Source organism: Streptomyces sp. NPDC052301 (assembly GCF_044593395.1).
In the GTDB taxonomy this organism is placed as follows: Bacteria; Actinomycetota; Actinomycetes; order Streptomycetales; family Streptomycetaceae; genus Streptomyces.
In genome coordinates, this window is record NZ_JBIUBE010000003.1 from 37,474 (window position 1) to 51,243 (window position 13,770).

General features: G+C 72.7%; 9 protein-coding genes. 6 read left to right on the top strand and 3 right to left on the bottom strand.

Features of this window, described 5'->3' with window-relative positions; all coding sequences use genetic code 11:
* The first annotated feature begins 13 nt into the window (after window positions 1–13).
* From ccrA to ACIHEJ_RS07695, 6 genes are all read left to right on the top strand, one after another.
* Window positions 14–1,369, top strand: coding sequence for a crotonyl-CoA carboxylase/reductase (ccrA, locus tag ACIHEJ_RS07670; protein WP_400132949.1), 1,356 nt, complete (start codon window positions 14–16; stop codon window positions 1,367–1,369).
* Window positions 1,366–2,883, top strand: coding sequence for an amino acid adenylation domain-containing protein (locus ACIHEJ_RS07675; RefSeq protein WP_400132951.1), 1,518 nt, complete (start codon window positions 1,366–1,368; stop codon window positions 2,881–2,883). The genes ccrA and ACIHEJ_RS07675 overlap by 4 nt, the downstream gene beginning before the upstream one ends.
* Window positions 2,876–3,124, top strand: a complete 249-nt coding sequence (locus tag ACIHEJ_RS07680; RefSeq protein ID WP_400132953.1) for an acyl carrier protein — start codon at window positions 2,876–2,878, stop codon at window positions 3,122–3,124. The genes ACIHEJ_RS07675 and ACIHEJ_RS07680 overlap by 8 nt, the downstream gene beginning before the upstream one ends.
* Window positions 3,108–4,376, top strand: a complete 1,269-nt coding sequence (locus ACIHEJ_RS07685; protein ID WP_400132955.1) for an MFS transporter — start codon at window positions 3,108–3,110, stop codon at window positions 4,374–4,376. The genes ACIHEJ_RS07680 and ACIHEJ_RS07685 overlap by 17 nt, the downstream gene beginning before the upstream one ends.
* 88 nt (window positions 4,377–4,464) lie before the next feature.
* On the top strand, window positions 4,465–7,287 hold the full coding sequence (locus tag ACIHEJ_RS07690; protein ID WP_400132957.1) for a condensation domain-containing protein: 2,823 nt from the start codon (window positions 4,465–4,467) through the stop codon (window positions 7,285–7,287).
* Entirely contained in the window at window positions 7,287–8,213 is a 927-nt protein-coding gene (locus ACIHEJ_RS07695; RefSeq protein WP_400132959.1) for a diiron oxygenase, read from the top strand. Before ACIHEJ_RS07690 ends, ACIHEJ_RS07695 begins: the two co-directional genes overlap by 1 nt.
* Window positions 8,214–8,244: 31 nt before the next feature.
* On the opposite strand, the gene ACIHEJ_RS07700 is transcribed toward ACIHEJ_RS07695, so the two are convergent.
* Genes ACIHEJ_RS07700 through asnB form a run of 3 tightly spaced genes read right to left on the bottom strand, consistent with a single transcriptional unit; the run spans window position 8,245 to window position 13,674 of the window.
* Entirely contained in the window at window positions 8,245–10,326 is a 2,082-nt protein-coding gene (locus ACIHEJ_RS07700) for a condensation domain-containing protein (RefSeq protein ID WP_400132961.1), read from the bottom strand.
* Window positions 10,319–11,836 carry an AMP-binding protein gene (locus tag ACIHEJ_RS07705; RefSeq protein ID WP_400132963.1) on the bottom strand — a complete coding sequence of 506 codons (1,518 nt, stop codon included), beginning with the start codon at window positions 11,834–11,836 and terminating at the stop codon, window positions 10,319–10,321. The genes ACIHEJ_RS07700 and ACIHEJ_RS07705 overlap by 8 nt, the downstream gene beginning before the upstream one ends.
* On the bottom strand, window positions 11,836–13,674 hold the full coding sequence (asnB, locus tag ACIHEJ_RS07710; RefSeq protein WP_400132965.1) for an asparagine synthase (glutamine-hydrolyzing): 1,839 nt from the start codon (window positions 13,672–13,674) through the stop codon (window positions 11,836–11,838). The genes ACIHEJ_RS07705 and asnB overlap by 1 nt, the downstream gene beginning before the upstream one ends.
* Window positions 13,675–13,770 lie beyond the last annotated feature (96 nt).

Genomic DNA, 13,770 nt, shown 5'->3' on the forward strand with positions numbered 1-13,770 from the left:
CGGAGTACCAGTTATGGCGAGTCTCATCGAGGCGGTCCAGCACGGCGCCGACCCGTCCGAGCTGATGGCCTGCGAGGTTCCGGAGTCCTACCGCGCCGTGTATCTGCGCCGCGAGGACGAGCCGCTGTTCCGCGACACCCCGCGGCAGGACAAGGACGTACGCCGCACCCTGCACGTGGGCGAGGTGCCCATGCCCGAACTCGCGCCGGACGAGGTGCTGGTGGCCGTCATGGCCTCCGCCGTGAACTACAACACCGTCTGGTCGGCCATGTACGAGCCGATCTCCACGTTCCGCTTCCTGAAGCAGTTCGGCCGCCAGGACCGCTGGACCGCCCGCCACGACCGCGACTACCAGGTCGTCGGCTCCGACGCGGCCGGCGTGGTGGTACGCGTCGGCAGCGCGGTGCGCCACTGGACGCCCGGCGACCACGTGGTGGTGAACCCGCCCTACATCGATGAGCAGGACCCGGTCAGCCAGCGCGACGGCATGATGACCAACGGCATGCTCGCATGGGGATTCGAGACCAACTTCGGTGCCTTCGGCGACTTCGCCGTGGTACGGGGAACCCAGCTGGTGCCCAAGCCCCCGCACCTGTCGTGGGAGGAGGCCGCCTGCAACACCCTGTGCCTCGGCACCGCCTACCGCATGCTCATCAGCGAGAACGGCGCCCGCATCAAGGCCGGGGACATCGTCCTGATCTGGGGCGCGGCCGGTGGCCTCGGCTCGTACGCCGTACAGCTCGTGCGCCAGGCGGGCGGCATCGCCGTCGGTGTCGTCAGCTCCGCGGACAAGGCCGACCTGATGGACAGCCTGGGCTGTCACCTGGTCATCGACCGCAACAGCGTGGGTCTCGGCGACCGGGACGGCGACGACTCGGGCACCGTCTGGAAGGCCATGGGGTCGATCATCCGCAAGGAACTCGGCGAGGACCCGCACGTCGTGTTCGAGCATGTCGGCAAGGCCACCTTCGAGACCTCCGTCAACGTGGTCCGACGCGGCGGCACGGTGGTGACCTGCGGCTCCAGCAGCGGCTACCAGCACGCCTACGACAACCGCTACCTGTGGATGAAACTCAAGCGGATCATCGGCAGCCACGGCGCCAACATCGACGAGGCGTGGGAGGCCAACCGGCTGATGCGGCTGGGCATGGTGATGCCTGCCCTGTCCCAGGTCTACACGCTCGAAGAGGCGGCCGAAGCGACCCGCTCCGTCCAGCTGAACGCGCACGAAGGCAAGGTGGGCCTGCTCAACCTGGCCGACGCCGAGGGCCAGGGCGTGACGGACCCGGGCCTGCGCGAGCAGGTGGGCGAGGACCGCCTGCGCCTCTTCCGGGAGCACGCCGCCGCGAGCGCGAGGGCGGGCCGGTGACGATCCCCGAGGCATTCCGGCGGCAGGCGGCCCAGCGTCCCGGTGCCGTCGCCCTCGCCACGGCGACCGAGCAGCTCACCTACGCCGAACTCGACCGCCGATCCGACGACTTGGCCCGTGACCTCGCCGCGGCCGGGGTGCGCCCCGGCGACCGCGTCCTGGTCTGCCTGGAGCGGTCTCTCGCTCTCGTGGTGGGCCTGCTCGCGGTGCTGAAGGCGCGCGCCGCCTACCTGCCGGTGGACCTCGGCGAGCCGCCGGCGCGGCTGGCGGGCGTCCTCGCCGACGCCGAGGTCGCCCTGGCCCTCGCCGACCCGGCCGGCGCGGCGCTGCTGTCCGGCCAGGACGTACCGGTGCTCCAGGTGCGCGAGGGGGCGCAGGCCGAGCCGGAGGGCGACGGCTCCGTCGCGCCCGCGGGTGACACCCCGGCTCCGGGTGAAGCGGAAGACGTGGCCTGCGTGATGTACACGTCCGGCTCCACCGGCAGGCCCAAGGGCGTTCTGGTGCCCCACCGGTCCGTGCTGAACCTGGTGTCGGAGCCCAACTACGTGACCCTGTCCCCCGGGGACCGGGTGCTCCAGCTCGCGCCCGCCGCCTTCGACGCGGCGACCTTCGAGATCTGGGGCGCGCTGCTCAACGGTGCGCGCCTGGAGCTGGCGCCGCCCTCACCGGTCGGCCCGGCGGACCTGGGCGGCCTGCTGCGCGACCGGCGGATCAGCGTGCTGTGGCTGACCGCCGCGCTGTTCCACCGTCAGATCGACACGTTTCCCGAATCGTTGGGCGCCGTACGTGTGGTGCTGGCGGGCGGCGACGTGCTGTCCGTGGAACACGTCCGCAAGCTCCGTGCGGCCGCGCCCGGCCTCGAGATCGTCAACGGCTACGGGCCGACCGAGGCCACCACCTTCTCGCTGTGCCACCGGATCTCCGACGACGAGGAGTTCGGCCAGTCGGTGCCGATCGGGGTGCCGGTCCAGGGCGCGCGGGCGGAGCTGCGCGACGAGACCGGAGCGGCCGTGCCGGACGGCGAGGCCGGTGAACTGTGGATCGCCGGGGCAGGGGTCTCGCACGGCTACTGGCGCCGTCCCGGCCTCACGGCGGAACGGTTCGTCGCCGACGCCACGGGCCGCACGTGGTACCGCACCGGCGACCTGGCGCGTCGGCGCGCCGACGGCGCGATGGAGTTCCTGGGGCGGATCGACGGCCAGTTCAAGCTCCGCGGGCACCGGGTGGAGCCCGGCGAGATCGAGAACCTGCTGGCCACGCATCCGCAGGTGCGCCAGGCCGCGGTCGGTGTCCGGGAGAACCACGTCGGCGACCCCAAGCTGGTGGCATGGGTGACGGCCGACGGCCCGCTCGACCGCCGGGCGCTGCGGGCCTTCCTGCGCGAGCGGCTCCCCGAGTACATGGTCCCGGCCCTGTTCGCGGTGGTCGACGCGCTGCCCATCACGGCGAACGGCAAGGTCGACCGGCCGGCGCTGCCGACCCCCGACTGGCGGCGCAAGGAGAACTATGTCTGAGGTACGACAGGGACTGACGCAGATCGTCGGCGAGGCCTGGCAACAGGTGCTCGGCATCGACGGGATCGCCCCCGGCGACGACTTCTTCGAGCTGGGCGGGGACTCCATCACGGCGGCCCGGCTCAGCGGGCTGCTGGAGGAACGGCTCGGCTTCGAGGTCCCCCTGCTGACTGTCTTCGACAACCCCACGGTCGCGGAACTCGCCGCGGAACTGGAGCAAGCACATGCAGACCGAGCCTGAGGCGCCACCGACCCGGAAGCCGGGGAAACGGGACGTTCGGCTGTGGATCACCGGAACCAGCGTCTCGATCTTCGGTGACGCGGCGCTGTGGATCGCGCTCGGTGTCTGGATGAAGGACCTGACCGGCTCCAACGGCAGGGCCGGACTGGCCTTCGCCGCCTACGTGATGCCCCGGCTCGGCGCCCCGTTCCTCGGCCTGGTCGTCGACCGCTTCCGTCGCCGGCCGCTGATCGCCCTGCTCAACTTCGCGCTGGCGGCCTGGGTCTGCCTGGCGTTCTTCGTCCACGACGAGCAACAGGCCTGGCTGCTCTACGTGGTGCTGTTCGGCATCGGGCTGGGCGTCGGCATGCACAACGCGGCCGGCAGCGCGCTGCTCACCCGCCTCGTGCCCACCGACGAGCTGGGCCGGACCAACGCGCTGCTGCGTACGATGCAGGAGGGCGGCATGCTCGTCGCCCCCGCGGTCGGTTCGGCCCTGTACGTCAGTGTCGGTCCCCGTGCCGTGGCCGCGCTGGAAGTGGTCACCTTCCTGGTCTGTGCCCTGTGTGTGCTCGCGGTCCGGGTGGACGAACCGCAGCCCGGGCGTCCCGACGGCAGGCTCCCGCAGGAACTGCTCGCCGGCATGCGGCACCTGGTGCGCACCCCGCGGCTCCGGGCGGTCTCCATCGCCATGGGGGGCGGCCTGCTGGGGTTCGGCTTCATCGAGACCGTGATCTACGCGGTCGTCGACCAGGGCCTGCACCGCAGCGCGGCGTTCGTCGGCGTGCTCACCGTCGCCAAGGGCATCGGCTCGGTGCTCGGCGGCATGGCCGGGATGCGGGTGCTCAAGCGGACGGGGCCCGGCCGCGAAGGGGTGCTGACCGTGCTCGGACTCGGCATGATGGCCCTCGGCTGCGCCGTGACCGTGCTGCCCGGCGTGGCCGCCGCGCTGGTGGGCGTCTTCGTGATGGGCCTCGGAACCCCCGGCGCGGTCGTCGGCCTGTACACCTCCGTGCAGCGGCACTCTCCCGCGCAGCTGCAGGGCCGGGTCGCGGCGGCGGCGAGCATGCTGGCCACCGCGCCCCAGGTGCTGTCCGTGGCGACCGGTGCCGCGCTGATCGCCACCGTCGACTACCGGGTGCTGCTCGTCGTCATGGTCGTCCTGATCGGTGCCAGCGCCAGCTACCTGGCCGTGCGCGTACGCGGCTTCGGTGACACCGAGGAACCGGAGACCGTACCGCCCGGCATGGCCGAGGCCGCCGCAGCCGACTGACGGGGGTGTGCCGCCCGGTCCGGGACCGGGCCGGGCTCCCGCCGAGAACATCCGTCACACCAGTTCGAGAGACATCGATGGAGAAGCCGTGACCAGCGCACCCTTGGTGCTGCCCCTGACGCCACAGCAGCGAGGCGTGTACTTCCTGCACTGTCTGGCCCCGGACAGCGCGGTCTACAACGTGCCGATCGTGCTGCGGGTGCGGGGCGGACTCGACCGTGAGCGGCTGCGCCGGGCCGTGGACGTGCTGCAGTCCCGGCATCAGGCGCTCCGCCTGACCGTCGAGGAGCGCGACGGCCAGATCCTGCAGCTGATCCACCCGGCCGGGGCCGCCGCCCCCGTCGAGATGACCTGGACCCGGCTGCCGGGGGCGGACGCGGAGGCGGCCGCCGAGGAGGCGGTGCGCAGGGCGGCCGAGCCCTTCGACATCGTCCGTGGCCCGCTGCTCCGGGTCGACGTGGTGGAGCTGGGACCCGGCGACCACGCGCTCGTGCTGTGCTTCCACCATCTCGTCATCGACGAGGTCGCGGCCACCGCGCTGGCGGGCGAACTGCACCAGCTCTACGGCGATCCCGGCGCCCTCCCCGCGACGGGACCCGAGCACCAGTACGCGGACTTCTGCGCCGGACTGCTGGCCGACCCCGATCCGGCCGGACTCGCGTTCTGGCGCGACCGGCTGGCCGGTCTGCCCGTGCTGCCGCTGCCGGAGGAGCACATCCCCGAGGAGCACGGCCTGTTCACCGGCGACCGGGTCGGTTTCACCGTGCCGGAGAAGACCGCCGCCCGCCTGTCCGAGGTCTGCCGCAGCCACCGTGTGTCCGAGTTCATGGTGTTCCACGCCGCCCTGCTGGTGCTCCTGCACCGCTGGACCGGCGCCGCCGACATCGCGGTCGGCACCCCGATGAGCGGCCGGATCGACCAGCGTTTCGCCGAGACGGTGGGCTTCTTCCAGAACACGGTCGTGCTGCGCAGCGCGGTGACGCCGCAGGACAGCTTCGCCGCGCTGCTCAAGACGGCCCGGCGGACCGTCCTGGAGAGCCTCCAACGGCAGGAGACGCCCTTCGAGGCGGTCGTGGACGCGGTGCGCCCGGCACGGGAGACCACCCGTAACCCGTTGTTCCAGGTGGCCCTCGTCTTCAACCGCCGCAAGGTGGAGCAGGACTGGACGCTGCCCGGCCTCGAGGTGGAGCCGCTGCCGTTCCGCTGGGCGACCTCCCACTTCGACCTGACTCTGACGCTGCTGCACGAGTTCGGCGTGCTGAAGGGCGACTTCGCCTACAGCGCGCAGCGCTTCGCGAAGGCCACCGTGGAGCGCCTGGTGGCGGTGTTCCTGCACCTGCTCGACGGACTGCTCGCCGCTCCCGACGCCCCCGTGGGCGACGCCGACCTGATGGATCCGGATGAGCTGGAACGCGTGGTGGCCCTCGGCGCGCGGGCCGGCCGGTACGTCCTGGACGAGCGGCTGCGTCCGCTGCCGCTCGGCTTCTACGGCACCGTGCACACCGGCGACCCGGCCGCGGGGGACATCACCTCGACCGGCGAGCGGGGCCGGTTCGCCCCCGACGGCCGCTTCGAACTGTGGCGCGACCCGGCCGAGGCCGCCCTGGCCGCCCACCCGGCCGTGGGCGCCGTCGCCCTGCTGCCCGGCGCGGGGGACGACGACACCGTGGGCTGCGTCGTACCGCGGGCGGACGCCGAACCGCCCACCCCGCGCGAGCTGATGGCGTACCTGCAGACACGGGTGCCCGCCCATCTGCTGCCCCAGCGCATCGCGGTCTGCGCCGCGATTCCCACCGGTGCGGACGGACGGCCCGACCTGGAGGCGCTCGCCACTCTGGTCACCGCGGGTCCGGAGCCGGACAGCCCGGCGCGGGAGCCGGTCGACGAGGAGCCGAGAGGCCCCGTGGAGACCCGGCTGGCCGAGATCTTCGAGGAGCTGCTGGGCATCCCGGGCCTCGGCCGGTACGACAACTTCTTCGACTACGGAGGCCACTCGCTGCTCGCGGTACGGCTGGTCGCACGCGTCGCCGAGGAGCTGGGCCGCCCGCTGGGCGTCGGGGTGTTCATGAACAACCCCACCATCGCCGCGCTGGCCGGGGCGCTCGCCGACGACACGTCGGTCCGGGCCGACGGCCTGGTCCGGCTGCGGGAGACCGACGGCCGCCCCGGTGACCTCGCGGTGGCCCTGATCCATCCCGTCGGCGGCACCCTGATGTGCTACGGCACTCTGGTGTCCCTGCTTCCCGAGGGCATCGAGGTCGTCGGCCTGGAACGGGTCGCGGGCGCCCACCCCGACGACGCCTCCTACCAGGACCTGGTGCGCCGCTACGCGGGCACCCTGGCCGCGGCCCTGCCCGGCCGGCGCATCGCGCTGCTCGGCTGGTCGCTCGGCGGAGTCCTGGCCCACTCGGTCGCCGCCGAACTCATCGCACTCGGCCACGAGGTGGCATCGGTCGCCCTGCTGGACTCCCTGGCGCAGCGCACCCCCGAGGACGCCGAGCGGATGTCCGCCACCGGCGCCCAACTGTTCACGCTCGCCGAGTCGGTGCGCCGGGAGGGCACCGGCGTGCTCGGCGTCACCGCCGAACAGCAGCTGCTGATGCGCCGCTTCGGTGTCGACCTGGCTGCGCTCCGCGAGACACCCGCCGAGCAGGCGGCCCGGATGCTGGAGGACTGGGCGCGGCTCCTCGGCCTGGTCGCCGAGTGCAGCCCGGCGCGGCTCCCCGCACGCGTCCAGCTGTTCCTGTGCGCGGACAACCCGCCCGGATACCCGGAGGCACTCGCGGCGAGCTGGGAGGGCCTGTACGGCGAGCTCGACCTGCGCAGTGTGCCCGGAACACACGTCCAGGTGCTCGCCTCACCCGCCGTCGAACAGGTCGCGGCGGCCTTCACGGCGGGGACACGGCACTGATGACGCAACCCCGGGTGGCCAAGGACTGGTACGAGAGCGCCGGAGTGCGCAGCGGTCCGCGCCGGATGCTGGAGGAGGACCGCGAGTTCGGGCTGGAGGTGTTTCCCGAGCGGCTCGTCCCCCACCTGGCGCACGAGGGGCTCGCCGACCTGGGGGCGGAGGGCCGGCGGGCGCTGCTCACCCAGCACTTCTACCAGTACATGTTGTTCACCTCCCACCTGGAGACCAAGGTGGTCAACCGGGGCGCGGCGCTGGTGGCGCACGGCGAGGTCGACATCGAGGTCGGCCCGGAGGCCCGCCTGGACGCCTTCAAGATCTACAGTGACGAGGCGTACCACGCGCTGTTCAGCCTCGATGTGGTGCAGCAGGTGGAGAAGGTCACGGCCACGCCCGTGCTGCCCTACGACTTCGGCCCGCGGATGGCGCGGCTGGACCGGACCGTGGAGCGGTTCCTGCCGGACCACGGCGCGCTGGGCCATCTCCTCCAGGTCGTCGCCTTCGAGACCGTGGTGACCCGGTTCCTGGCCCAGATACCACGCGACGAGAAGGTGTTCCGCGTGGTGCGCGAGGTGGTCGGCGACCACGTCCGCGACGAGGTGCACCACCACGCCTACTTCAGCCGGTTCTTCAAGGAGCTGTGGGCCGGGCTCCCGCCGCGGACCCGGTCCGAGGTGGCGTGCAGCATGCCTCATTTCGTCAACGACTGCCTGCGCCCCGACCTCGGGCCCGTGCGCGCCGCACTGCTCTCGGTCGGTGTCCCGGCCGACCGCGCCGAAGAGGTGATCCGCGACTGCTACCGGGAGGAGATGCTCGTGGCCGGCGTGCGTGACGCCGGCCGGCACACGCTGGCCCTGTGCGAGACCGTGGGCGCCTTCGACTTCCCCGAGGCGCGCGAGCAGCTGCAACTGCTCGGGCTCGCCGACTGACGCTGACGCCGTCGGCGAGCCCCGGCGGCACTCAGCCGCCGAACGCCGCGCGGAGCGCGGCATCGTCCACGGCACCCGTAGAGGTACGCGGAAGGCGGTCGAGGAGGTGCACCGCGGGCTGCGGCCACCCGGACGGCCAGGCGCGGCGGACCGCACGGCGCCAGGCCCGCTGATCGGCCTCCGCTCCGGGCACCGGCACGACCACCGTGGACACGCGGGGGGCCGCGTCTCCCGTTCCGGTGTCCACCAGCACGGCCGCCTCGTGAACACCGGGCAGAGCCGCGACCGCGGCCTCGGCCCGGGTCCGCGAGAGGTGCCGGCCGACCCAGTCGTGCGCCTGGGACGCGGGACCCAGCAGGCGTACGCGGCCGGCCGCGTCGATCCAGCCGCGGAACGTGCCGCGCCGCGGGTCGCCGTCGAGGCCGAGCAGGCCGGGGACGCCACGGGGCAGGGTCCGCCCGGCCGCGTCCGTCACCCGCAGCCGGAGACCGGGGACGGGACGGGTGAGCCAGACGCCGTACGGGTCGTCGGCATGCCAGGCACAGCTGCCGAAGCGGCCCAGGACCGGGTCGGTGACGTCCAGGAGGACCCGGCCGCCGGCGCGTGAGAAGGCCGACACCGCAGGCGTCGGCAGGAACTGCTCGACGGGGCAGCGGGCCACGCGTGAGACGTCCCGGCCGGCCGCAGCGGAAGCCAGCTCGGGGAAGGCGCCCGGTGCGCCGTCCCCGTCGCTCCCGCTCGCCCGGTCGTCCGCCGTGACGTCCGCCGGGGCCGTCCGTACGTACCCCTCCGTGAGCAGGCGTACCGGGGTGTCGGGCCGCTCCGTGAGCTGTCCCAGCAGCCGGGCGAAGTCGGCCGTCAGCCGGGCCGCGGCCGACGGGTCCATGACGCCGGCGCTGAAGTCGAGCCGCCCGTAGGCGGTGTCGCCCTCCCGGCGCAGCTGCAGGATCAGGTCGAAGGAGCGGGTGGAGTTCGGCGCGAAGAAGTCCCAGTCGAACTCCAGTCCGGGCACCTCGCCGACGTCACGGACGACCGTGGGATAGGACACCCCGATCCGGTCGAAGGCGCCCTGGGTGACGTCCACGCCGTGGCTCTGGCGCAGCTCGCGCAGCACCCAGCCGAACGGAACGCGGCGATGACGGTGCACCAGATCGAGTGCCTGCCCGCTGACCTTCAGCAGGTCACGGAAGTCGGCGTCCTGGTCCACCGCGATCAGACACGGCACCACATTGACCTGGAGGCCGATCTGGTCGCGGGTCTCGGGGACGCTGGTGTCCACCGGGACCCCCACGACGAACCGCTCGTTGCCGTAGGTGTTCAGGACCGCGCCGAGGCATGCCACGAGGCCGGTGAAGAAGCTCACCCCGGCCTCCTTGGTGAGCGTGCGCAGCCGGGCGCAGTCCTCGGCCGGCAGGTCGAAGCGGGGCGTCGGCCGCACCTGCTCCCCGGGCGTGACGGCGTCGCCCAGGGGGAGCACCAGGGCGGGTAGCGTCCGCAGGTCGGCCTCCAGCCAGTGCTGGACCACCTGTTCCAGCTCGGCGTCGATGTCCGGGTGGCCGGGCAGGTCCTGCCGTGTGCTCCGCGGCGTGCGGCCCAGGGTGCGCAGCGTGTCGAGGGCCCGCAGGAACTGACGGGCGAAGACGAACTTGGACCGTCCGTCGAAGGCGATGTGGTGCACGCCCACCACCAGCGTGCGCCGCTCCTCCCCGTGGTCCAGCAGGGAGAAGGCGATGGGGGAGCGGCGGGTCAGGTCCCAGGGGCCGACGCGGTTCTCGCGGTACCAGCGGCGGGCCGCAGCCAACTCCTCTCCCGGCGGGGCCGTCAGTGCCAGCTCCTCGAACTGCAGCACCGCGGCGGCCGGATGGATCGCCATCCGCGTCTCGGGGCCGTCGGTGACCAGGCCCCGCAGCTGCGGGTTGTCCTCGCACACGACCAGACAGGCGTCCCGCACCTGGTCGGCGGACACCTCACCCCGGATCAGCACCGAGAGGAAGCCGCCGTTGATGGCCGAGGGGTGCAGTTGCTGTTCCAGCCACATGGATTCCTGGGCCGGTGAGAGCCGGACCAGGGCCGGGACGGATGCGGTGCCGGGCGCCCGGTTCGGCTCACCCACGGGCCGCCCCCAGCTCCTTCAGCTCCCGCCGCGCCACTTTGCCGTTGGCCGTCAGCGGGAGTTCCGGCACGTCGATGAACCGGGCCGGCACCATGTAGTCCGGCAGCGCCGCGGCGCAGGCCGCCCGCAGGGCCGAGGCGTCGACCGGGCCGGCGGCATCGGTGTCGGTGACGACGTACGCGTGGAGTGCCAGGGTCCGGTCCTTGCCGTGGCCGATCACGGCGGCCCGCCGTACTCCGGGGACCCGGCCGAGCACGGCCTCGATCTCGCCGGGCTCCACCCGGTAGCCACGGACCTTCAGCTGGTCGTCGATGCGGCCCACGAAGTGCAGCACACCGTCCTGCAGACGGACCAGGTCACCGGTGAGGTAGCCGCGCCGGCTGCCACCGAAGACGTGGGGGAACGTCCGGAACCGCTCTCCGGTCAGCTCCTCGTCCCCCAGGTAGCCGAGGGCCAGGCAGGGGCCGGCCACGACCAGTTCGGCCTCGTCGCCCTCGGCGAAGGGCCGCAGCACGCCGTCCGCGAGGTGCAGCAGTTCCGCTCCGGCGACGGGGGCGCCGAGCGGTGGGTGCACCGGCCACGTCTGCGGGCCGGGCGCCAGCCGGTGCTCCGTCACCACATGGGTCTCGCTGGGGCCGTACTGGTTGACGAGGGTGGCGTCCAGGCCCGCGAACAGGGCCCGCACCTCCTCGTTGACCACCAGCCGCTCCCCGGCGACGACGACCTCCCGCAGCGCCGTGGGACGCTGCCCCGTCACCGGCACGGCGACGGCGAGCGCGTGCAGCGAGGCCACCGGGAGGAAGGCACGCACCACCGTCTGCTCGGTGAGCAGAGCCGCGAGCAGGAAGGGGTCCCGGCGGGTGCGGTCGTCGACCACGACCAGCGGGGCGCCCGCCGTCCACGTGGTCACCAGTTCCTGGAAGCCGACGTCGAAGCCGACGGACGCCGCATGCGCCGTCCGGGGCGCCTCGGTCCACCGCCAGGTGTCCCGGTGCCAGGCGGCGAGGTCCTCCAGCACCACGGGCGGGACGGCCACGCACTTGGGCGTGCCGGTCGAGCCCGAGGTGGCGACGACGTAGGCCACCGGCCCGGTCAGGGACGGCCCCGGCCCGTCGGCCGCCGCCCCGTGCAGGTCCTGCACGGTGATCCCGGCCCCGTCCGGTTCGTCCGGCCGGTCCGCCGGGGTCACGGCGGCGTCGCGCAGCACCAGCGCCGTCCCGGCGGCCCCGGTGATCCGGGCCAGCCGTTGCGCGGGGAGTGCCGGGTCCAGCGCCACGACCGCGGCCCCGGCCCGCCAGATGCCGAGGACGGCGGCGCAGCGCCACCAGCCGCGGGGCGCCAGGAGCCCGATCGAGTCACCGGCGGCCACACCCCGCTCGACGAGACCGTTCGCGATGCGTGCGGAGGCCTGCGCCAGCTCGGCGTAGCTGTGGTCCGTGCCGTCGTGCGTCACCGCGGTCCGGCTGCCGTACTTCTCGCAGGCGGCGACGAGCGCGTCGATGAGCGGCATCAGAGCTCGACCCTCACCCCGGACTCGAACCAGTGGTGCAGCTGCACCGCCGCCTCGATGCTCATCCGGGTCACGCCGGCCCGCAGGCCGAAGGTCGGGTCGGTGAGGACCGACTTCACCCGGGCCGTGTCCAGCAGCCCGTTGACCTGCGCCCCGCGGTCCTCGGTGATGGTGCGCAGCTGCTCACGCAGCGCGGTGCGGTAGGCAGGGTCCTGCACGGTGGGATAGGGCGACTTCTTGCGCTCCAGCACGGACTGCGGCAGCAGGTCCCGGACCGCGGCACGCAGCAGGCTCTTCTCGCGCCCGTCGGCGACCTTCATCTCCCAGGGCACGTTGTAGACGTACTCGACCAGCTCGTGGTCGCAGAACGGCACCCGGCCCTCGATCGACGCCGCCATGCCGAGGCGGTCCTTGCGGTCGAGAATGACCCGCAGGTAGCGGGTCATGTTGAGGTAGGTGATCTCCCGCATCCGCCGCTCGTGCGCCGATTCCTCGCCGGTGAGCGGGACTTCGGCGATCGCCTCCTCGTAGCGCTCGCGGACGTAGCCGGGGAAGTCGAGCTCCGTGTAGAGGCCGCGGTCCAGCAGGCCGGAGAGGAACTCCATCTGGTGGGAGGCGCCGAGCCAGGGGAAGGTCTGCGACTTCACGTAGAACGGGTCGTGGAACCACACGTAGCCGCCGAACAACTCGTCGGAGCCGTCCCCGGTGAGGGTGACCGTACAGAAGCGGCGGACCTCCTGGGAGAGCCGGTACAGCGACACGTACATGTCCAGTCCGGCGGCCGGCCGGTCCATGGCCCGCACGACGGCGGCCTGCCCCTCCGGATCGGTCAGGTGGCTCCGGTCGATCAGCAGTTCGCGGTGGTCGCTGCCCAGGTGGGCGGCCATCGTCGCGACGTAGGGGGCGTCCGGGGAGTCGTGCACCTCGTCCGGGCGGAAGTTCTCCAGGTGGTAGGCGAACTCCATCGAGAAGGTCCGCAGCCGTTCCTCGCCGCCCAGGGAGCGGTTGACCAGGGCGCAGACGGCACTGGAGTCCAGACCGCCGGAGAGCATGGAGGAGATCGGCACGTCGGCCGTCACCTGCCGCCGGATGATGTCCTCGAGCATCTCGCGCACGGTCCGCTCGGTGGTGGCCAGGTCGTCGGTGTGCGGCCGGGCGGTGAAGGTCCAGTACCGGGAGCGGCTCACGCCGTTGCGGGAGTAGCGCACCACCTCGCCGGGGATCACCTCGCGGGTGTGCTTGAAGACGGCGTGTCCGGGCGTCGGCGTGAACGACAGGGCCTCCAGGAGCCCGGCCCGGTCCACGACCGGCTCGATCAGCCCGGTGGTGAACAGCGCCTTCGGCTCGGAGCCGAACGCGAAGCCCTCGGGCGTCTCCGCGTAGAACAGCGGGTAGATGCCGAACCGGTCCCGGACCAGGACGAGTTCCTCGCGCTGGACGTCCCAGACGGCGAAGGCGAACATGCCCCGCAGGCGTTCGGCGCAGGCCGCGCCCCATTCCTGGTAGGCGCGGAGCACCACCTCGGTGTCGCTGCGGTCCCGGAAGCGGTGGCCGCGCCGACGCAACTCCTCGCGCAGCTCGGCGAAGTTGAAGACCTCGCCGGTGTAGCTCAGGACGACCGTCTCACGCCCCGTGTCGTCCGTGGCGACGGCGGGCTGGTGGCCGCCCTCCAGATCGACCACGGCGAGCCTGCGGGGGACGAACAGGGCTCGCGGGGAGCACCAGTCGCTCACCTCGTCCGGCCCGCGCAGCTGCAGCGCACCGCGCATCGCCTCGGCCAGATCCGGCCGCTGTGAAAGGTCGTCCGAGAAGGAGACCAGGCCGACTATGCCGCACATTGAACACAAACCCCCAGCATCGTGCCGACCTTGAACGCCTCAGGTACGGACGGTTGTTCACCATCAGACAATCAGAGCCGAGGATCACGCCTGTCT

Excerpts from the sequence above, each read along its gene's own strand:
- ACIHEJ_RS07680 (WP_400132953.1), top strand. The coding sequence starts at position 2,876 with ATGTCTGAGGTACGACAGGGACTGACGCAGATCGTCGGCGAGGCCTGG.
- ACIHEJ_RS07695 (WP_400132959.1), top strand. The coding sequence starts at position 7,287 with ATGACGCAACCCCGGGTGGCCAAGGACTGGTACGAGAGCGCCGGAGTG.
- ACIHEJ_RS07705 (WP_400132963.1), bottom strand. The coding sequence starts at position 11,836 with ATGCCGCTCATCGACGCGCTCGTCGCCGCCTGCGAGAAGTACGGCAGC.
- ACIHEJ_RS07685 (WP_400132955.1), top strand. The coding sequence starts at position 3,108 with ATGCAGACCGAGCCTGAGGCGCCACCGACCCGGAAGCCGGGGAAACGG.
- ccrA (WP_400132949.1), top strand. The coding sequence starts at position 14 with ATGGCGAGTCTCATCGAGGCGGTCCAGCACGGCGCCGACCCGTCCGAG.
- asnB (WP_400132965.1), bottom strand. The coding sequence starts at position 13,674 with ATGTGCGGCATAGTCGGCCTGGTCTCCTTCTCGGACGACCTTTCACAG.